The following is a 19,507-nucleotide window of genomic DNA, read 5'->3' as shown; positions in this document are numbered from 1 at the left end:
AATTGATGATTCACCAGATTATCTCCGGTTAGCGTCCTTATAGCATGGCCAGCATCCGTTACCCAGAACAGCGAGTGCGCCCCCATGAGCAAGACCTTCAAAATCGCCGCCATCCCCGGTGACGGCATCGGCAACGAAGTCCTCCCCGAAGGCATCCGCGTGGTCGAAGCCGCCGCGCGCAAACATGGCCTGAACCTTGAGATCGAATTCTTCGAGTGGGCCAGCTGTGACTACTATCTGGCTCACGGCAAGATGATGCCCGACGACTGGTTCGAACAGCTCAAGGGCTTCGACGCCCTGTACTTCGGTGCGGTCGGCTGGCCAGACAAAGTCCCGGACCACATTTCCCTGTGGGGCTCGCTGCTCAAGTTCCGCCGCGACTTCGACCAGTACGTGAACATCCGTCCGGTTCGCCTGTTCCCTGGCGTGCCCTGCCCGCTGGCCAACAAGCAACCGGGTGACATCGACTTCGTGGTGATTCGCGAAAACACCGAAGGCGAGTACTCCTCCCTGGGCGGTCGCATGTTCGAGAACACCGAGAACGAGTTCGTCCTGCAGGAGTCGGTGTTCACCCGCCGTGGTGTGGACCGCATCCTCAAGTACGCGTTCGACGTGGCCCAGACCCGCGAGCGCAAGCACGTCACCTCCGCGACCAAGTCCAACGGCATGGCCGTGAGCATGCCTTACTGGGACGAGCGCACCGCCGCCATGGCAGCCAACTACCCAGAGATCAGCTGGGACAAACAGCACATCGACATCCTCTGCGCCCGCTTCGTGCTGCAGCCGGAACGCTTCGACGTGGTGGTGGCGTCCAACCTGTTCGGCGACATCCTCTCGGATCTGGGCCCGGCCTGCGCGGGCACCATCGGTATCGCACCGTCGGCCAACCTCAACCCGGAGCGCAAGTTCCCATCGCTGTTCGAACCGGTACACGGCTCGGCGCCGGACATCTACGGCAAGAACATCGCCAACCCGATCGCCATGATCTGGTCCGGCGCGCTGATGCTCGAATTCCTCGGCAAGGACAGTGAAGACGCCCGCTACCAGGCCGCTCACGACGACATCCTCAAGGCCATCGAGACGGTCATCGCCAACGGCGATACCACCCGCGACATGGGCGGGAACCGCTCGACCCAGGAAGTCGGCAAGGCCATCGCAGAACTGCTGGGGGCCTGATTCGGCGGCGTCCATTAGCAAATAAACCCGCTCGCCAGGCCCCGCGACCCTGGAGGAGCGGGTTTACCCGCGAAATAGACGCCACCAACCATCAGATTGTCTGACGATCCTATTGCAGTTTTGCCCCATTTCAATGCACACTTCGTTAACCAAAAGATATGCGTAAACTTTAGGTTAACAGTCGAGGAAAAAAGCTCTATCTGACATGGACTTCCCAAGCGCTTAGCATTCCAAACGCTCCAGGAGACAATTGATGTCCCACAACAATAAAAAGATTGATGTGTTCCTGATTACCGTGAGCCTGATCGCTGTACTGCTCACTGTCATCGGCCTTGCTGCCTACCCCGCCCAAGCGGAAAGCATGGCCAACCACCTGTTCGAACTGTCCACCCGTACCTTCGGCACCAGCGTCCAGGTGCTGGTGTTCGGCAGTTCCCTGGCCGTTCTGTACCTTGCCTTCAGCAAGTACGGCAACATCCGCCTGGGCGCTGGCAAACCGGAATATTCCACGGCGACCTGGGTCTTCATGTTCATCTGCGCCGGCATGGGTTCCTCGACCCTGTACTGGGGCGTGATGGAATGGGCCTACTACTACCAGACCCCCGGTCTTAACATCGCCCCGATGTCGGCCCAAGCTCTGGAGTACAGCGTCAGCTACTCGTTCTTCCACTGGGGTATCAGCGCCTGGTCGATCTACGCCCTGGCCTCGCTGGCCATGGCCTACCACTTCCACGTGCGCAAGAAGAGCGGCTTGAACCTGGCCTCGATCATCGAAGCGGTGACCGGCTTCAAGGCCACCGGCCCTGTGGGACGCACCGTCGACCTGATCTTCCTGCTGACCATGATGGGCGCGCTGACCGTTTCCCTGGCCTTGACCGCCTCGACCCTGACCCGCGGCCTGTCGGACCTAGCCGGCACTCCCAACACCTTCACCGTGCAATTGATGGTGATCGGTGCGGTAGCGCTGCTGTTCTCGCTCAGCTCCTACATCGGCATCGACGGTGGCCTGCAGCGCCTGTCGAAGATGGTGTGCATCGGCGCCCTGTTGTTCGCCGTGGTCGTGCTGCTGGTCGGTCCGACCCAGTTCACCGTCAACAACACTGCCAACGCCATCGGCCTGATGATCCAGCACTACGTGCACATGAGCCTGTTCACCGACCCTGCCGGTGACGGCGCCTTCACCCGCAACTGGACCGTGTTCTATTGGTTGTGGTGGGTGTCCTACGCCCCAGGCGTTGCCATGTTCGTCGCCCGTGTCTCGCGCGGCCGTCAGATCAAGGAAGTGGTGTTCGCCCTGCTGCTGGGCGGCAGCTTCGGTTGCTGGTTCTTCTTCGGCGCCCTGGAAAGCTACAGCATGCACCAGTTCATCAACGGCCAGATCGACGTGCCAAAGCTGCTGAGCAGCGTCGGTGGCGAAGCCGCAGTGACCGACCTGTTGCTGGCCCTGCCATGGGGCACCCTGTTCCTGGCGGTGTACCTGTTCATCATGGCGGTGTTCTGCGCCTCGCACATGGATGCAGCGGCCTACGCCGTGGCCGCCACCAGCACCCGCAACCTGCGCGAAGGCGAGGACCCGACCCCGACCCTGCGTCTGTTCTGGTGCATCGTGCTGACCCTGGTGCCGCTGGCCATGCTGTTCGCCAAGGCCTCGCTGTCGACCATGAAGACCGCTGTGGTCCTCACCGCGATCCCCTTCATGGTGATCCTGCTGGTGAAGATCTACGGCTTCTTCAAATGGCTCGCCGCCGACTACGGCCAGGTTCCGGCCTACCGTATCGAAGAAGAGGCCGCGCGCCTGGCCGGCGAAGAGCCGGAGCACCAGGCACCGCGCAGCGCCGCTGCCCTGCATTGATCGCATGACCCAGGGCATCGCCAGTCTCCTGTAGGCGCTGGCGAAGCCTGCGATGGGCTGCATAGCAGCCCTAAAGCGTCCGGCCAAATTTTTTTGCCCGACTTGTTAACCAATAGATACGCGTTAACCAATAAGTAAAAACCGAGAAAGAGCCATGAACGATTTCAAACGACTGCCAGCCGATTTCTGCGCCAACCCTGAAGAGGCCTTCACCCTTCCGGCCAACTTCTACACCCAGGCCGCCGTGTTCGAGCATGAGAAAGAAGCGATCTTCGCCAAAAGCTGGATCTGCGTCGGTCATCGCAGCGAAGTCGCTGAAAAGAACGCCTACATCACCCGCCAGGTGATCGGCGAGAGCATCATCGTCGTGCGTGGCCGCGACGATGTGCTGCGTGCCTTCTACAACGTCTGCCCGCACCGTGGCCACCAACTGCTCGAAGGCAGCGGCAAGGCCAAGAACGTCATTACCTGCCCGTATCACGCCTGGACCTTCAAGCTCGACGGCGAGCTGGCCCACGCCCGCAACTGCGAGAACGTGGTCAACTTCGACAAGGAAAACTCCACCCTGGTGCAGCTACGCGTCGAAGAGTACGCAGGCTTCATCTTCATCAACATGGACATGGAGGCCGGCAGCGTCGAAGACCAGTTGCCGGGTCTGCAAAAGCGCATGCGCGAAGCCTGCGCCGTGATCGACGACCTGCACCTGGCCGCGCGTTTTGTCAGCGACACCCCGGCCAACTGGAAGTCGATCGTCGACAACTACCTGGAGTGCTACCACTGCGCCCCGGCCCACCCAGGTTTCTCCGACTCCGTGGACGTCGGCCAGTACAACCACAGCCTGCACGGCAACTGGACCCTGCAGTACGGCCTGGCCAAGCCCTCCGAGCAGTCGTTCAAGTTCGATGAATCCGTCAAGGACCCCTCCTTCGCCGGTTTCTGGGCCTGGCCGTGCACCATGTTCAACGTGCCGCCAGGCGCCAACTTCATGACCGTGATCTATGAGTTCCCGGTCGATGCCGAAACCACCCTGCAGCACTACGACATCTACTTCCTGAACAAGGACCTGACCGAAGAGCAGCTCAAGCTGATCGACTGGTACCGCGAAGTCTTCCGCCCAGAAGACCTGCGCCTGGTCGAAAGCGTGCAGAAAGGCCTGAAATCCCGTGGCTACCGTGGCCAGGGCCGGATCATGGTCGACCAGCAGCGCAGCGGCGTGAGCGAGCATGGCATCGCCCATTTCCACAACCTGATCGCCGTCGCCCACCTGGACTGATGCGCCCGGCCGCCGGCTTGCGGGTCGGCGGCCTTCGGAGAGCCTTGCGTGAAACTTCAAGACACCACACTGCTGCGCCAGCAAGCCTACATCGACGGGCGCTGGTGCGACGCCGACAGCGGCCAGACCCTGGCGGTCAATGATCCGGCCAGCGGCGAGCTGCTCGGCCATGTGCCACTGATGGGCAGCGCCGAAGCCGTGCGCGCCATCGAAGCCGCCGAAGCGGCCCTGGCCGACTGGCGCGGCCGTACCGCCAAAGAGCGGGCGAGCATTTTGCGCCGTTGGTTCGAACTGCTGCTCGAACATGAGCAGGACCTGGCCCGACTGATGACCCGCGAACAGGGCAAACCCCTGCACGAAGCCCTGGGCGAGATCCGCTACGCCGCCTCCTTCGTCGAGTGGTTCGCCGAGGAAGGCAAGCGCGTCTACGGCGATGTGATCCCGAGCCCGGCCAATGACAAACGCCTGCTGGTGATCAAGCAAGGCATCGGCGTGTGCACCGCGATCACCCCATGGAACTTCCCGGCGGCGATGATCACCCGCAAGGTCGCCCCGGCGCTGGCCGCCGGCTGCACCATCGTGGTCAAGCCGGCCAACGAAACCCCGTTCAGCGCCCTGGCGCTGGTGGAACTGGCCGAGCGCGCTGGCATCCCTGCCGGGGTGTTCAGCGTGGTCACTGGGGATGCCCCGGCCATCGGCGCCCAGTTCACCGGCCACCCGAGCGTGCGCAAGCTCAGCTTCACCGGCTCCACCCCGGTGGGTCGCCTGCTCATGGGCCAGTGCGCCGAAACCATCAAGAAGGTCAGCCTGGAACTCGGTGGCAACGCCCCGTTCATCGTCTTCGATGACGCCGACATCGAGGCGGCCGTCGAAGGCGCACTGATCGCCAAGTACCGCAACGCCGGGCAAACCTGCGTGTGCGTCAACCGCTTCTATGTGCACGACAGCGTCTATGAGCGCTTCGCCCAGCGCTTCGTCGAGCGCGTGCGCGCCCTGGCGGTCGGCCCTGGCGACACCGAAGGCACGCAGATTGGCCCACTGATCAGCGACAAGGCCGTGGCCAAGGTACGCAGCCTCATCGACGACGCCACCGGCAAAGGCGCCAGCGTACTGCTGGGCGGCAAGGCCCACGCCCTGGGCGGGCAGTTCTTCGAGCCGACCGTGCTCACTGACATCGCCCCGGGCATGGAGCTGCTGCAGGAAGAGATCTTCGGCCCGGTGGCCGCGCTGGTGCGCTTCACCACCGACGAGCAAGCGATCGAACTGGCCAACGCCACCCAGTATGGCCTGGCGGCGTACTTCTACAGCCGTGACCTGGCCCGCGTGTTCCGCGTGGCCGAGCGCCTGGAGTACGGCATGGTCGGCATCAATACCGGGCTGATCTCCAACGAGGTCGCGCCATTTGGTGGCATCAAGCAATCGGGCCTGGGCCGCGAAGGCTCCAAGTACGGCATCGAGGATTATCTGGAAATCAAGTACCTGTGCCTCGCCGTCTGAGCGAGCCAGTATCTGTGTCACGCGGCAGGGCCTGCCGCGTGATGAGCAAGTCGAGGTGAACCATGGCCAAGCAATACGAAATGTTCAAGGTGCGTGTCACCGACGTGGAACAGGCCACGCCGCTGATCAAGCGCTTCACCCTGGCCCGCGAAGACGGTGCCAGCCTGCCCGCCTTCAGCGGCGGCAGTCACGTCATCGTGCAGATGCAGTCGGCCTGTGGCAGCCAGTTCAGCAATGCCTACTCGCTGATGAGCGACCCGCGTGACCTGTCCAGCTACCAGATTGGTGTGCGCCTGGAAGAGCAGTCCAAGGGCGGCTCGGCGTTCATGCACAATCACGTCCAGGTGGGCACCGAGCTGACCATCTCCACCCCCAACAACCTGTTCGCCCTGGACCCCACGGCCGGCCGCCACGTGCTGATCGCAGGGGGCATCGGCATTACCCCGTTCCTGGCCCAGTTGCATGAACTCGAAGGCAGCGATACCCCCTACGAGCTGCACTACGCCTTCCGCGCCCCGGAGCACGGCGCCTTCCAGGGTGACCTGGAAAGCGGCCCGCATGCGCAAAACACCCGCTTCTACATCGACAGCCTGGACCGCAAGCTGGACCTGGCCGGCCTGTGCGCGGGCTTGGCCGACGACGCGCACCTCTATGTCTGCGGTCCCAAGCCGCTGATCGACGCCGTCATCGCCACGGCCGCCGCTGCGGGCATCGATGCCTCGCGCGTGCACTGGGAGCAGTTCGCCGCCGCAGCGCCCGCCGCCGGCGCTGCATTCACCGTGGTGCTGGCCAAGTCCGGGACCGAGCTGCAGGTCGAGGAAGGCATGACCATCCTCCAGGCCATCGAGAAGTCCAAGGCTGCCAAGGTCGAGTGCCTGTGCCGCGAAGGCGTGTGCGGCACCTGCGAAACCGCGATCCTCGAGGGCGAAGCCGAGCATTTCGACCAGTACCTGAGCGACGAGGAAAAAGCCTCGCAGCAAACCATGATGCTCTGCGTCTCGCGTGCCCGCAGCGCGCGCCTGGTGCTCGACCTGTAACAGTCACAGTGGTCTAGGCTGGTCTCTTGACGACAAGAACAAGAGACCCAAGCCCATGCCGCTGTCATCCCACGGCTCAACCGCCTTCCCACGGGAGGCGTGAAGCCGAGCCATGAGTATTCTCTACGACGAACACCTGGACGGCCCCCTGCCCACCGTGGACAAGGCGGCCTTGTTGGCAGCCCTGCACGACGCCCTGCCGGATCTTCAGATCCTTCACCACGCCGAAGACCTCAAACCCTACGAATGCGATGGCCTCTCGGCCTACCGCACCGTGCCATTGCTGGTGGCATTGCCCGAGCGCCTCGACCAGGTCCAGGCACTGCTACGCCTGTGCCATCAACGCGGCGTACCGGTGGTGGCGCGCGGCGCGGGCACGGGCCTTTCCGGCGGCGCCCTGCCCCTGGCCCAGGGCATCCTGCTGGTGATGGCGCGCTTCAACCGCATCCTGGAGGTCAACCCACAAGGGCGCTATGCCAGGGTCCAGCCTGGCGTGCGCAACCTGGCGATCTCCCAGGCAGCAGCGCCTTACGGCCTATATTACGCGCCGGACCCTTCCTCGCAGATCGCCTGCTCCATCGGCGGCAACGTCGCCGAAAACGCCGGCGGCGTGCATTGCCTCAAATACGGCCTGACCGTGCACAACCTACTCAAGGTGGACATCCTCACTGTCGAAGGCGAACACCTGACCCTGGGCAGCGATGCCCTGGATTGCCCCGGCTTCGACCTGCTGGCGCTGTTCACCGGCTCCGAAGGCATGCTTGGCATCGTCACCGAAGTCACCGTCAAGCTCCTGCCCAAGCCCCAGGTCGCGCGGGTGCTGCTGGCCAGCTTCGACAGCGTCGAGAAGGCCGGCGGCGCGGTCGCCGATATCATCGCCGCCGGCATTATCCCAGGCGGCCTGGAGATGATGGACAACCTGGCCATCCGCGCCGCCGAAGACTTCATCCACGCCGGTTACCCGGTGGAGGCGGCGGCGATCCTGCTGTGCGAGCTGGACGGTGTGGAATCGGACGTGCAGGACGACTGCGAGCGCGTCGCCGCCTTGCTGCGCCAGGCCGGTGCCAGCGAGGTACGCCTGGCCTGCGACGAGGCCGAACGCGTGCGTTTCTGGGCTGGGCGCAAGAACGCCTTTCCCGCGGTGGGGCGCATTTCGCCGGACTACTACTGCATGGACGGCACCATACCCCGCCGTGAACTGCCTGGGGTACTCAGGGGCATCGCCGAGCTGTCCCGGGAATACGGGCTGCGGGTGGCCAACGTGTTCCACGCCGGCGATGGCAACATGCACCCGCTGATCCTGTTCGACGCCAACCTGCCCGGCGAACTGGAGCGCGCCGAAGCCATCGGCGGCAAGATCCTGGAGCTGTGCGTGGCGGTCGGTGGCAGCATCACCGGCGAGCATGGCGTCGGGCGTGAAAAGATCAACCAGATGTGCGCCCAGTTCAACGCCGACGAAATCACCCTGTTCCATGCGGTCAAGGCCGCGTTCGATCCCAAAGGCCTGCTCAACCCCGGCAAGAACATCCCCACCCTGCACCGCTGCGCCGAGTTCGGCGCCCTGCACGTACACCAGGGCCAACTGCCCTTCCCTGACCTGGAGCGTTTCTGATGAATGCGGACCGCGACATGAGCCAGGACCTGCTCGAGCAAGTCAACCAAGCCCTGGCCATGGACACCCCTCTGCGCATCCAGGGCAGCAACAGCAAGGCCATGCTGGGCTGCCCTGTGACTGGCGAAATCCTCGATACCCGAAGCCACCGAGGCATCGTGCGCTACGATCCGACCGAACTGGTGCTCACCGCCCGCGCCGGCACGCCCCTGCGCGAGATCGAAGCAGTACTGCACGAAGCCGGCCAGATGCTGCCCTGCGAGCCGCCCCACCTGGGCCCGGATGCCAGCCTCGGGGGCATGGTCGCCGCAGGGTTGTCCGGGCCACGCCGGCCCTGGGCCGGGGCGGTGCGCGACTACGTGCTCGGCACGCGTGTGATCACCGGCCACGGCAAGCTGCTGCGTTTTGGCGGCGAGGTGATGAAGAACGTCGCCGGTTACGATGTCTCACGACTGATGGTCGCCAGTTTCGGCTGCCTGGGCCTGCTCACCGAGGTGTCGCTGAAAGTGCTGCCACGACCCCGTCAATGCGCGAGCCTTCGCCTGGAGATGAACACTCACCAAGCATTGGACGCACTGGCCGAATGGGGTCAGCAACCGCTGCCGATCAGCGCCGCCTGCCACGACGGCCAAGCGCTCTACCTGCGCCTGGAAGGCGGAGAAGGTTCGGTGTTGTCGGCCCGCCAGCGGCTGGGGGGTGAGGCGCTCGAAAGCCGCTTCTGGGAGGACTTGCGCGAACAGCGCCTGGCCTTTTTCGACGACCCGGCGCCGCTGTGGCGACTCTCGGTACCGACCGCCACGGGCCCACTCGCGTTGCCCGGCAGGCAATTGATCGACTGGGGCGGTGCCCAGCGCTGGTTGAAGTCTTCGGCCACGCCGGCGCAGCTACGTGCGCAACTGGCCCAGGTCGGCGGCCATGCCACGGCGTACACGCCGGGCGATGACAGCATGCCGCCGCTGCCTGCCGCACTGATGCGTTACCACCGCACGCTCAAGCAACAACTCGATCCCCAGGGCATCTTCAACCCTGGTCGCCTGTACCCAGACCTGTGAGGCTGCCATGCAAACCAACCTGAGCGAGGCCGCCAAGGCCCTGCCACGCGGCGAAGAGGCCGAACACATTTTGCGCAGTTGCGTGCATTGCGGCTTTTGCACCGCCACCTGCCCCACCTATCAACTGCTCGGTGATGAACTCGATGGCCCGCGCGGACGCATCTACCTGATCAAGCAGGTGCTCGAGGGCGCGCCGGCCAGCGCCAGCACCCAGTTGCACCTGGACCGCTGCCTGAGCTGCCGCAATTGCGAGACCACCTGTCCATCGGGTGTCAACTACCACGACCTGCTGGACATCGGCCGCCCCGTGGTCGAACGACAGGTCCCGCGCCCGCTGGGTGAGCGCCTGTTGCGCCAGGGCTTGCGCGCCGTGGTGCCGCATCCTGTGCTGTTCAAGGCCCTGACCCGTACAGGCCAGGCCCTGCGCCCGCTGTTGCCCGGCGTGCTCAAAGCCAAGCTGCCCGCACGGATCGCAGCTCCCGGCCAACGCCCGGCCCCCCACCATGCCCGTCGCGTGTTGCTGCTCGAAGGGTGCGTGCAGCCGGCCCTGTCGCCCAACACCAATGCCGCGGCCGCACGCGTGCTGGACCGCCTGGGGATCAGTGTGGAACCGGTGGCCGCAGCAGGCTGTTGTGGCGCGGTCGACTACCACCTCAACGCCCAGGAGCACGGCCTGGCCAGGGCGCGGCGCAATATCGATGCCTGGTGGCCTGCCATCGAGGCCGGCGCCCAAGCCATCGTGCAGACCGCCAGTGGTTGCGGTGCCTTCGTGCGCGACTACGGACACTTGCTGGCAAACGATCCGCGCTACGCCGCCAAGGCCGCCCGGGTCAGCGCCCTGGCCCGAGACCTGGTAGAGGTGCTGCAGGCCGAGCCCGTCGAGCGACTAGGCCTGTGTGCCGAGCAGCGTCTGGCCTTCCACTGCCCCTGCACCCTGCAGCACGCCCTGAAGCTCGGCGGTGCGGTGGAGCAGTTGCTGTCACGCCTGGGCTTTACCCTTACTCCCGTGCCGGACAGCCACCTGTGCTGCGGCTCGGCCGGCACCTACTCGCTGACCCAACCTGCGCTGTCGCGCCGCCTGCGGGACGATCGCCTCACGGCGCTGGAAAGCGGCAACCCTCAGCTCATCGCCACCGCCAACATCGGTTGCCAGGCGCACCTGGACAGCGCCGGACGCACACCGGTGCGCCATTGGATCGAGATCGTCGACGCTGCCCTGACAGACACCTAGCCGACCGCCACTTCGCGGGTAGCGCCCACAAGGTTGGCGCTGCCCTCTGCTGGAGCGGCTTTACCCGCGAAGGGCTGCCCTGCAGCCCGCGCCCTTGCAGCCAGCCCCACAAACCCCGAAGCTTGCCCTCTCACCCCCCGGACAACCCCATGGAACTGCACATCCGCTTGCAAGGCCGCAAAGGCCTGGCCGACCAGCTCTATCAGCAACTGCGTGCCAGCATCGACAGCGGTCACCTGGCCGCCGGCACCCAACTGCCCCCCACTCGCCTGCTCGCCGAACAACTGGGCGTGTCCCGCAAGACCGTCGCCGAAGCCTACTCGCGCCTGACCTACGACAACCTGCTCAGCGGCGTGGTCGGTCGCGGCACCTTCGTGACACCGCAACGCCCCTTGCAAGCCATCCAGGCCCAGGCCATTCCCCTGGCCGCCGCCGCGTCCGTGGCGCGCTGGCAGCAGCGGGCCACGGTGCTCTCCCAGTCCGCTCTGCAGACCCCATCGCGCTACGACTTCGTCGGTGGCGCATCGAGCAAGGCGCAGTTCCCGTTCGATCAGTGGCGCAGTTGCCTGCAGTACGCCCTGCGCCGCAGCCAGCGTCACACCCAACGCCAGTTCGACGCCCAAGGCCTGCCGGAACTTCGCGAAGCCATCGCCCACCACATCGCCTTCGCCCGTGGCGTGCATTGCAGCGCGGCCGACGTGATGGTGTGCAACGGTGCCCAGCAAGCGCTGGACCTGATCGCCCGGGTGCTGATCGAACCCGGCTGCCAAGTGGCCATGGAAGACCCCGGCTATCCACCGGCGCGCCAGCTGTTCCTGGCGCTGGGCGCGCACCTGCAGTCGGTGCCGGTGGATGACGAAGGGCTGTGCGTCGAACAGATCGCCGACGGCACGCGGCTGATCTACGTGACACCGTCCCATCAGTTCCCCCTCGGCATGCCGATGAGCGAACGCCGGCGCACCGCCCTGCTGGCGCGGGCCGCCGAATTGGGGGCATTGATCATCGAGGACGACTACGACTGCGAGTTCCGCTACCAGGGGCCGGGCAGCGATGCCTTGCAGCGCCTGGACCGCCATGGGCTGGTGGCCTACGTGGGCACCTTTTCCAAGACCTTGCTGTCCGAGTTGCGCCTGGGCTACGCCGTGCTGCCTGCGAGCGTGCTACGCGCGGCATGCGTGGCCAAACACCTGACCGACTGGCACAGCCCGAGCGTGCAGCAATGGGCGCTGGCGCGGTTCATCAGCGAAGGTCACCTGAACAAGCATATCCGCCGCTGTCATGAGGTATACAGCGCCCGCCGGGAGCGAATCCTGGCCCGTCTGAGCAGCGACTTGGCGCCCTGGCTGACGGCCGTCCCGGCCAACGCCGGCTTTCACTTGAGCGCCCTGGCCAGCCCCGAGGTCGATGTGGATTTGCTGGTGAGCCTGGCGCGCAAGGTAGAGGTCGGCCTGTATTCGCTGGCCCCGTTCTACAGCGAGGCCCCGGTGCGTCCGGGGCTGTTGCTGGGCTTCGGGGCCATCGAATTGCTGGATATCGACACCGCGCTGGACCGCGTGCGCGATACCCTGCAAGGCCTCAGCTGACCGCTGCCTGGGCCGGCTGACCGGGGCGAGCGATGGCGGCGACATAGCCGTGCGGGGCGAAGCGAGCCGTGACCAGCAGCATCGCCACCACGGTGATGGTGAGCAAGGTCCAGGAAGCCTGGAAATCGCCGCTTATATCGCGCAACCAGCCCGTCAGGTAGGGAATGATCCCGGTGATGATGAACCCGATGCCCTGCACGAACGCGGCCAGGCTCCCGGCTTGAGCAGGGTCTTTGCGCAAATGTTCCAGGGTCAGGGTCAGGCTCAGGCTGAAGCACGCGCCCAGGCCTAGGCCGATCATCGCCACCCACACACCCATGGCCAAGGTCGGCGCCAGCAGCAGGCCAAGAAAGCCCCCCAACTGGATAGACAGCGCCAGCCACAGGCCCGGGCGACGGTCCGCCAGGCTGCGCAGCAACAGCGGCAGCCCCAAGGCGCCGGTGACCTGGAAGATCGTCATCAAACCAACCAGCTCACCACCCCCCTGCGCGGTACCGCCGTGCTCGATGTGGTAGGCCGGCAACCACGCCACCATGCTGGTGTAGCCGCCATTGATCAGTCCGAAGTAGCTGGCCAGCAGCCAAGCCCGGCGGTTGCCGAACCAATGCCCGCCCCCGCCACCGGCGAGTTTCGGCGTGTTGTGCCGTGGTCGCAGCGCCAGCCAGGCCAATACTGCCAGCACCGCCGGGAGCGCCCAGACGCCCAGGCCGACCTGCCAGCGCCCGGTCGCGGCACTGATGGACGGGCCAAGCACGGCCGCCAAACCACCGCCGCTCATCAACGCCGCCGAGTACAGGCCCATGGTGGTCGCCAGGCGCGTGGGGAACCAGCGATTGACCAGCCCAGGCATCATCCCTTGGACAACGGCCACGCCGAGCCCGGCCAGCACGGCACTGGCAATCAGCGCCCAGGCGCTGTCCAGTTGCAAGCGCCACAGGCACGCCAGGGCGATTGCCGCAAGGCCCATGAGCATGCCGCCATGCTCGCTCAACCAGCGGCGCAGCCAGGGTTGCAGCAATGGGATCAGGCCCATGCACAGCACCGGCAAAGCCGTCAGCAGCGCAGCCTGCTGGTAGCCCAGGCCGGTGCTTGCGCGCATGGGTTCGAGCAACGGACCGATACTGGTGAGGATCGGCCGCAGGTTCAGTGCCAGCAACAGCACCAGCAGTAGGTTCAGTGCGCCTCTCATCCCTGGTGCGCCTGCTTCCATTGAAGGTACAGGTCGGCCTCACCGGCGGGTTTGAGCGGCCGCAGAGGCAGGCTCTGCTGCTGGGGTGGACGAGCCATCTGGGCATACACCGCCGCGGTGGACAGCCCATAGGGCTCGCCCTCGTCGTTGTCGTAGGCGAACCAGGCGCGCTCGATGCCGCACAGGTGCATGGCAGCCAGGCACATCGGGCATGGATGACCACTGGCGTAGATCTCGGCGCCGTCCAGACGCGCCTGCCCCAGGGCTTGGGCCGCTTTGCGGATCGCCTGCATTTCCGCGTGGGTGGTCGGGTCCTGGGTGCTGTGGATTTCATTGACGGCACGCGCCAGCACTTTCCCTTGATACACCAGCACGGCGCCGAATGGCCGGCCGCCGGCCTGGATATTGGCGCGGGCCAGGTCGAGGGCTTCGCGCATGAAACGTTCATCGGACATCGTAGGAAATCTCTTGGTGCAAGACGGGTTCATTATCGCGGCTGAGCGGCGCCAGCAAAAATGAAGAGATTGGATGCAGGTCAGTGGCCCCCTGAATAGCCCATTGGCCTCCTGGCAAAGCGCAGGATTGGCTATCGGGCCGTTCGTGCCCTAGCGCTAACGTATGACCAAGGCCAGGCGCTGCCCCAGCGCCGGCAAACGTGATCCCCTTACACCGGAGTCCGCCATGCACGAACGTATCGAATGGGCCAAGCACGCCCCGCAAGCCTACAAAGCCATGATCGGCCTGGAGCAAGCCCTCGCCAACAGCGGCCTGGAAAACTCCCTGCTCGAACTGGTCCGCCTGCGCGCCTCGCAGATCAACGGCTGCGCCTATTGCGTCAACATGCACGCCAACGATGCGCGCAAGGCTGGCGAGACCGAGGCTCGCCTGCAGACCCTCTGCGCCTGGCAGGAAACACGCTATTTCACCCCACGCGAACGGGCCGCCCTGGCCTGGCTGGAATGCCTCACCCGCCTGCCCGAGCGCGGTGCGCCGCAGCCGGAGTACGAAGCCCTGCTGGAACACTTCGAGCCCGCCGAAGTCGCCAACCTGACCCTGGCCATCGCCACCATCAATGCCTGGAACCGCTTCGGCGTAGGCTTTGCCATGGTCCCGGCCTGACACCCTGCCCTGAAAACAGCCACGACAAACAACGTTCGCACCGACTGAAAGCGTGGATGTGTACCCCTAGCATCGATCACCCGATCAATAGCCCTCAGGTACCTTTCCATGCCCGCAACCCGACCCACCCGCATCGTCGGGCGTCTGCTCGGTGCGACGTTGCTTGCCAGCGCCACCCTGCATGCCGCCCCCCTGACACGCGACAACGGCGCCCCGGTTGGCGACAACCAGCATTCGCAGACCGCCGGAGCCAACGGCCCGGTATTGCTTCAGGACGTGCAGCTCATCCAGAAGCTGCAACGTTTCGACCGAGAACGTATTCCTGAACGCGTCGTCCATGCCCGTGGCACGGGTGCCCATGGTGAGTTCACCGCGTTCGAAGATCTCTCCACGCTGACCCAGGCCCGGCTGTTCACGCCGGGAGAGAAAACGCCCGTATTCGTGCGCTTTTCCTCGGTGGTTCATGGTCTGCACTCACCGGAAACCCTGCGCGACCCTCGCGGCTTCGCCACCCGTTTCTATACCAGCAGCGGCAACTGGGACCTGGTTGGCAACAACTTCCCGACTTTCTTCATCCGCGATGCGATGAAGTTCCCCGACATGGTCCACGCCTTCAAACCCGATCCACGCACCAACCTGGCCAACGACGCCCGGCGCTTCGACTTGTTCTCGCACATGCCCGAGGCCACCCGCACCCTCACCTTGCTGTACTCCAACGAGGGCACCCCCAAGAGCTACCGGCACATGGACGGCAACAGCGTACATGCCTACAAGTTCGTCAATGCCCAGGGCGACGTAACCTATGTGAAGTTCCACTGGAAGAGCCTGCAAGGCCGCGAAAACCTCGCGCCCAAGGAGGTCGAGCGTATCCAGGGCCAGGACTTCAACCACATGACCCACGACCTCGTCGCTGCCATTGGCCGTGGCGAGTTCCCCAAATGGGACCTGTACATCCAGACGCTCAAGCCCGAGCAGCTGGCGGCCTTCGACTTCGATCCGCTGGACCCGACCAAGATCTGGCCTGATGTACCGCAGCGCCGTGTCGGCCAGATGGTGCTCAACCGCAACGTAAACAACTTCTTCCAGGAAACCGAACAGGTGACGCTGGCCCCATCCAACCTGATCCCGGGCATCGAGCCTTCCGAGGATCGCCTGCTGCAAGGACGCCTGTTCTCCTACGCCGACACCCAGATGTACCGGGTCGGCGCCAATGCCGGCCGCTTGCCGATCAACCAGCCACGGGCGGCGGTGAACAACGGCAACCAGGACGCTGCCCTCGACAACGGTCGCACCCGCAGCATGGTCAACTACGAGCCCAGCCGCCTGCAGCCGCGCACCAGCACCGTGTCGGCGCGCTACAGCCAGCTACCCCTGGCTGGCAGCACCCAGCAACACGGCATCACACGGGAGCAGAACTTCAAGCAGGCCGGTGAGCTGTACCGGTCCTACAGCAAGCAGGAGCAGCGCGACCTGGTGAACAGTTTTGGCCAGTCCCTGGCGGGGGCCGATGACGACAGCAAGCACATCATCCTGTCGTTCCTCTACAAGGCCGACCCCGACTATGGCAAGCGCGTTGCCAAGGTCGCCAAGGGTGACCTCACCCGGGTCAAGGCACTGGCACGGGAGCTGCGCGACTGACAACGCCTAGCGGGTGCGATCGGCCAATCGCGCCCGATAGCTGCCCGGACTGTAACCGGTCCATTTCTTGAAAGCGCGGTGGAAGGCGCTGGGCTCCTGGAAGCCGGTCTGCTCGGCGATTTCGGCGATGCTCAGCACACCTTCGCGCAAACGTTCGAACGCCATGGCACGGCGCACTTCATCCTTGATCTGCTGGTAGGAGCGCCCTTCGCGCTCCAGCTGCCGGCGAAAGGTGCTGGCGCTGATGCCCTGCTGCTCGGCCATGGCCTGGAGGGTCGGCCATTGGCCGTAGCGCCGGGCACGCAGATGGCGATAGACCACCGCTGCCAGGCCGTTCTGATTGCGAAAACGAATCACCAACCCCTGGGGCGCACTGCGCAGGAAGGTCTTCAGCGCGGCCAGGTCCTGCACCACCGGCAAGCGCAGGTAAGCGCTGTCGAACTCCACTTCCGTACGCCCACTGCCCAGCCGCAGGTCCGGGCCCCACAACAAGGTGTCGTCCTCCTGGGCCGGGCGCGCCACGGCCAGTTCGGTACGGTCGATCGCGATGCGCCGTCCGGCCAGCCAGCACAGCAATCCGACCACCAGCACCAGGTAGGTTTCTTCGGCGTAGACCCGCGTCAACGGATCGGTGATGCTCGACTGCACGCTGATCACCACCCGCCCGCCGCGCACCGAAAATGTACCGCGCACATCGCGCAGGAACAGCGCGAAATTGCCCAGGTATTGGCGCAAGGCCTTTTCCAGGGTGGGCTCCTGAATCAGCCCCCGGCAGATCAGGGCGAAGCTGCCCAAGGGCATGCCATGGCTGTCGAGGTGGAAGAACTCATCGTCCAGCACATGGATCATCTGCAGCCAGAGTTGGGCGAATGCCTTGGCCGGCACCCTGGCCTGGGGCTGCTCGAGCAGTGCCGGGTCGATCCCCACGCCGCGCAGGTAGGCATCGCGCTCGGCGGGGCGCTCGCGCAAGGCATGGAGCATGGCGTTGAGAAAGTACACCGCGACCGAATCGCTATCGCGCATGGCTGGTTTTCACTGTCTATGCTGGGTGGCAAAAAATGCCAGGTTTACTGAACAGATCCGGCATAGGCCAAGCCTGGGCGGTTGCCTAGACTCGACCCATTCCGGGAACGCCGGCCATTGTCTCAGAGCCTGTGCCGGTCCCGCCATGCCTTCGCAATCGGAGCCTTCCATGAGCAACGCAGAAATCTACGTCGTCAGTGCAGTCCGTTCGGCCATCGGTGGTTTCGGTGGGTCTCTCAAGGACCTGCCACTGGCAGACCTGGCCAGCGCCATCACCCGCGCCGCCATCGAGCGCTCGGGCGTCGCCGCCAGCGATGTCGGCCATGTGGTCATGGGTACCGTGATCCCGACCGAGCCGCGCGATGCCTACCTGAGCCGCGTCGCCTCGATGAACGCGGGCGTGCCCAAGGAAACCCCAGCCTTCAACGTCAATCGTCTGTGCGGCTCTGGCCTGCAAGCCATCGTCTCGGCCGCCCAGACCCTTCTGCTGGGTGACACCGATGTGGCCCTGGCCGCTGGCGCCGAATCCATGAGCCGTGGCCCCTACCTGCTGCCGCAAGCCCGTTGGGGCGCGCGCATGGGTGACCTGCAGGGCATCGACTACACCGTCGGCGTGCTGCAAGACCCCTTCGAGCACTTCCACATGGGCATCACCGCCGAGAACGTCGCCGCCCAGCATGGCATCACGCGCGAAATGCAGGATGAACTGGCCCTGACCAGTCAGCGCCGCGCCGCCCGCGCCATCGCCGAAGGTCGCTTCGACAGCCAGATCGTCCCGATCGAGCTGAAAACCCGCAAAGGCAGCGTGCAGTTCGCCACCGACGAGCACGTGCGTGGCGAAGTGACCGCCGAGCAACTGGCAGGCATGAAGCCGGTGTTCAAGAAAGACGGCAGCGTCACCGCCGGCAACGCCAGTGGCATCAACGACGGTGCAGCCGGCCTGGTCCTGGCCACTGGCGATGCGGTTCGCCGCCTGGGCCTGAAGCCTCTGGCACGCCTGGTGGCATACGCCCACGCTGGCGTCGAGCCGGAGCTGATGGGCCTGGGCCCGATCCCGGCCACACGCAAAGTCCTGGAAAAAGCCGGCCTGAGCATCAAGGATCTGGACGTGATCGAGTCCAACGAAGCCTTCGCCGCCCAGGCCTGCGCCGTGGCCCGCGCGCTGGACTTCGATCCAGAGAAGGTCAACCCCAATGGTTCGGGCATCTCCCTCGGCCACCCAGTCGGTGCCACCGGAGCGATCATCGCCACCAAGGCCATCCATGAGCTGCAACGCACCCAGGGCCGCTACGCCCTGGCCACCATGTGCATCGGCGGCGGCCAAGGCATCGCCGTTGTCTTCGAGCGCGTCTGAGGAGCCTGAACGTGAGCATTCAACACATCGCCGTGATCGGCGCCGGCACCATGGGCAACGGTATCGCCCAGGTGTGCGCGGTGGCCGGTTACCAGGTCCTGCTGATCGACGTCTCGCAGGCGGCACTGGAGCGTGGCGTGGCCACCCTGGGCAAGAACCTGGAGCGTCAGGTCAACAAAGGCACACTGGAAGCCGACAAGGCCGAGGCGGCCAAGACGCGCATCCGCACCAGCACCGACTATGCCGACTTGGGCAGCGCGCAACTGGTGATCGAAGCGGCCACCGAGAACATGGAGCTCAAGCAACGCATCCTCAAGCAGGTGGCGGCCAACGTCGCCAGCGACTGCCTGATCGCCACCAACACCTCGTCGCTGTCGGTCACTGCGCTGGCGGCCAGCATCGAGCACCCTGAGCGCTTCATTGGCGTGCACTTCTTCAACCCAGTGCCGATGATGGCCCTGGTGGAGATCATCCGCGGCCTGCAAACCAGCGACAGTACCTATGCCCAGGCCCTGGTGGTCACCGAAAAACTGGGCAAGACGCCGATCACCGCCGGCAACCGCCCGGGCTTCGTGGTCAACCGCATCCTGGTGCCGATGATCAACGAGGCGATCTTCGTCCGCCAGGAGGGCCTGGCCAGTGCCGAGGACATCGACACCGGCATGCGCCTGGGCTGCAATCAGCCGATCGGCCCGCTGGCCCTGGCCGACCTGATCGGCCTGGACACCTTGCTGGCGATCATGGAGGCCTTCCACGAGGGCTTCAACGACAGCAAGTACCGCCCTGCCCCGCTGCTCAAGGAAATGGTCGCCGCCGGCTACCTGGGCCGTAAGAGCGGTCGCGGTTTCTTCACCTACTGATCGGGAGCGAG

The 19,507-nt window shown here is 65.1% G+C and carries 16 protein-coding genes; 13 read left to right on the top strand and 3 right to left on the bottom strand.

What is annotated here, in order from left to right:
* Positions 1–84 precede the first annotated feature (84 nt).
* From AB1N67_RS10180 to AB1N67_RS10140, 9 genes are all read left to right on the top strand, one after another.
* Entirely contained in the window at positions 85–1,176 is a 1,092-nt protein-coding gene (locus tag AB1N67_RS10180; RefSeq protein ID WP_043212680.1) for a tartrate dehydrogenase, read from the top strand.
* A gap of 253 nt (positions 1,177–1,429) precedes the next feature.
* Positions 1,430–3,028, top strand: coding sequence for a BCCT family transporter (locus tag AB1N67_RS10175; RefSeq protein ID WP_090342174.1), 1,599 nt, complete (start codon positions 1,430–1,432; stop codon positions 3,026–3,028).
* Positions 3,029–3,182: 154 nt separating this feature from the next.
* A complete protein-coding gene (locus AB1N67_RS10170) occupies positions 3,183–4,301 on the top strand; it encodes an aromatic ring-hydroxylating dioxygenase subunit alpha (protein ID WP_043212675.1) in 1,119 nt (372 codons plus the stop codon).
* A 48-nt stretch (positions 4,302–4,349) separates the two neighbouring features.
* Positions 4,350–5,798 carry an NAD-dependent succinate-semialdehyde dehydrogenase gene (locus AB1N67_RS10165; RefSeq protein WP_367863774.1) on the top strand — a complete coding sequence of 483 codons (1,449 nt, stop codon included), beginning with the start codon at positions 4,350–4,352 and terminating at the stop codon, positions 5,796–5,798.
* A 62-nt stretch (positions 5,799–5,860) separates the two neighbouring features.
* Positions 5,861–6,835, top strand: a complete 975-nt coding sequence (locus tag AB1N67_RS10160; RefSeq protein ID WP_367863773.1) for a 2Fe-2S iron-sulfur cluster-binding protein — start codon at positions 5,861–5,863, stop codon at positions 6,833–6,835.
* 112 nt (positions 6,836–6,947) lie between these two features.
* Entirely contained in the window at positions 6,948–8,447 is a 1,500-nt protein-coding gene (gene glcD / locus AB1N67_RS10155; RefSeq protein ID WP_102082313.1) for a glycolate oxidase subunit GlcD, read from the top strand.
* The gene (gene glcE / locus AB1N67_RS10150) at positions 8,447–9,499 is read left to right on the top strand and encodes a glycolate oxidase subunit GlcE (protein WP_148921596.1); all 1,053 of its coding nucleotides are present in this window, start codon (positions 8,447–8,449) and stop codon (positions 9,497–9,499) included. The genes glcD and glcE overlap by 1 nt, the downstream gene beginning before the upstream one ends.
* Positions 9,500–9,506: 7 nt before the next feature.
* Positions 9,507–10,730 (top strand): glycolate oxidase subunit GlcF, encoded by a 1,224-nt coding sequence (gene glcF, locus AB1N67_RS10145; protein ID WP_367863772.1) that lies wholly within the window; start codon positions 9,507–9,509, stop codon positions 10,728–10,730.
* Positions 10,731–10,879: 149 nt separating this feature from the next.
* Entirely contained in the window at positions 10,880–12,313 is a 1,434-nt protein-coding gene (locus tag AB1N67_RS10140; protein ID WP_043214775.1) for a PLP-dependent aminotransferase family protein, read from the top strand.
* On the opposite strand, the gene AB1N67_RS10135 is transcribed toward AB1N67_RS10140, so the two are convergent.
* Positions 12,306–13,502, bottom strand: a complete 1,197-nt coding sequence (locus AB1N67_RS10135; protein WP_289717234.1) for a cyanate transporter — start codon at positions 13,500–13,502, stop codon at positions 12,306–12,308. The genes AB1N67_RS10140 and AB1N67_RS10135 overlap by 8 nt on opposite strands.
* The gene (locus AB1N67_RS10130; RefSeq protein WP_102082309.1) at positions 13,499–13,957 is read right to left on the bottom strand and encodes a nucleoside deaminase; all 459 of its coding nucleotides are present in this window, start codon (positions 13,955–13,957) and stop codon (positions 13,499–13,501) included. The genes AB1N67_RS10135 and AB1N67_RS10130 overlap by 4 nt, the downstream gene beginning before the upstream one ends.
* A 226-nt stretch (positions 13,958–14,183) precedes the next feature.
* On the opposite strand from AB1N67_RS10130, the gene AB1N67_RS10125 reads away from it, so the two are divergent.
* Together AB1N67_RS10125 and AB1N67_RS10120 are read left to right on the top strand one after the other, a co-directional pair.
* A complete protein-coding gene (locus tag AB1N67_RS10125) occupies positions 14,184–14,621 on the top strand; it encodes a carboxymuconolactone decarboxylase family protein (protein WP_070575245.1) in 438 nt (145 codons plus the stop codon).
* A 108-nt stretch (positions 14,622–14,729) separates the two neighbouring features.
* Positions 14,730–16,259: a catalase gene (locus AB1N67_RS10120; protein WP_324724607.1), complete on the top strand. Its 1,530-nt coding sequence runs from the start codon at positions 14,730–14,732 to the stop codon at positions 16,257–16,259.
* 6 nt (positions 16,260–16,265) lie between these two features.
* Here the strand turns inward: AB1N67_RS10120 and AB1N67_RS10115 are convergent, their stop codons facing one another.
* A complete protein-coding gene (locus tag AB1N67_RS10115; protein ID WP_196171217.1) occupies positions 16,266–17,282 on the bottom strand; it encodes an AraC family transcriptional regulator in 1,017 nt (338 codons plus the stop codon).
* Between the two features lie 169 nt (positions 17,283–17,451).
* Between AB1N67_RS10115 and AB1N67_RS10110 the strand changes: the two genes are divergently transcribed.
* The gene (locus tag AB1N67_RS10110; protein WP_043214765.1) at positions 17,452–18,636 is read left to right on the top strand and encodes an acetyl-CoA C-acyltransferase family protein; all 1,185 of its coding nucleotides are present in this window, start codon (positions 17,452–17,454) and stop codon (positions 18,634–18,636) included.
* 11 nt (positions 18,637–18,647) lie between these two features.
* Positions 18,648–19,496, top strand: a complete 849-nt coding sequence (locus AB1N67_RS10105; protein ID WP_367863771.1) for a 3-hydroxybutyryl-CoA dehydrogenase — start codon at positions 18,648–18,650, stop codon at positions 19,494–19,496.
* Positions 19,497–19,507 lie beyond the last annotated feature (11 nt).

Source organism: Pseudomonas guariconensis, from assembly GCF_040822035.1.
Classification (GTDB): Bacteria; Pseudomonadota; Gammaproteobacteria; order Pseudomonadales; family Pseudomonadaceae; genus Aquipseudomonas; species Aquipseudomonas guariconensis.
The sequence above is the reverse complement of the archived record's forward strand: the minus strand, read 5'-3'. Positions and strand labels throughout refer to the sequence as shown.

Excerpts from the sequence above, each read along its gene's own strand:
- AB1N67_RS10130 (WP_102082309.1), bottom strand. The coding sequence starts at position 13,957 with ATGTCCGATGAACGTTTCATGCGCGAAGCCCTCGACCTGGCCCGCGCC.
- AB1N67_RS10125 (WP_070575245.1), top strand. The coding sequence starts at position 14,184 with ATGCACGAACGTATCGAATGGGCCAAGCACGCCCCGCAAGCCTACAAA.
- AB1N67_RS10175 (WP_090342174.1), top strand. The coding sequence starts at position 1,430 with ATGTCCCACAACAATAAAAAGATTGATGTGTTCCTGATTACCGTGAGC.
- AB1N67_RS10120 (WP_324724607.1), top strand. The coding sequence starts at position 14,730 with ATGCCCGCAACCCGACCCACCCGCATCGTCGGGCGTCTGCTCGGTGCG.
- glcE (WP_148921596.1), top strand. The coding sequence starts at position 8,447 with ATGAATGCGGACCGCGACATGAGCCAGGACCTGCTCGAGCAAGTCAAC.
- glcF (WP_367863772.1), top strand. The coding sequence starts at position 9,507 with ATGCAAACCAACCTGAGCGAGGCCGCCAAGGCCCTGCCACGCGGCGAA.
- AB1N67_RS10110 (WP_043214765.1), top strand. The coding sequence starts at position 17,452 with ATGAGCAACGCAGAAATCTACGTCGTCAGTGCAGTCCGTTCGGCCATC.
- AB1N67_RS10180 (WP_043212680.1), top strand. The coding sequence starts at position 85 with ATGAGCAAGACCTTCAAAATCGCCGCCATCCCCGGTGACGGCATCGGC.
- AB1N67_RS10170 (WP_043212675.1), top strand. The coding sequence starts at position 3,183 with ATGAACGATTTCAAACGACTGCCAGCCGATTTCTGCGCCAACCCTGAA.
- AB1N67_RS10160 (WP_367863773.1), top strand. The coding sequence starts at position 5,861 with ATGGCCAAGCAATACGAAATGTTCAAGGTGCGTGTCACCGACGTGGAA.
- AB1N67_RS10115 (WP_196171217.1), bottom strand. The coding sequence starts at position 17,282 with ATGCGCGATAGCGATTCGGTCGCGGTGTACTTTCTCAACGCCATGCTC.
- glcD (WP_102082313.1), top strand. The coding sequence starts at position 6,948 with ATGAGTATTCTCTACGACGAACACCTGGACGGCCCCCTGCCCACCGTG.
- AB1N67_RS10140 (WP_043214775.1), top strand. The coding sequence starts at position 10,880 with ATGGAACTGCACATCCGCTTGCAAGGCCGCAAAGGCCTGGCCGACCAG.
- AB1N67_RS10135 (WP_289717234.1), bottom strand. The coding sequence starts at position 13,502 with ATGAGAGGCGCACTGAACCTACTGCTGGTGCTGTTGCTGGCACTGAAC.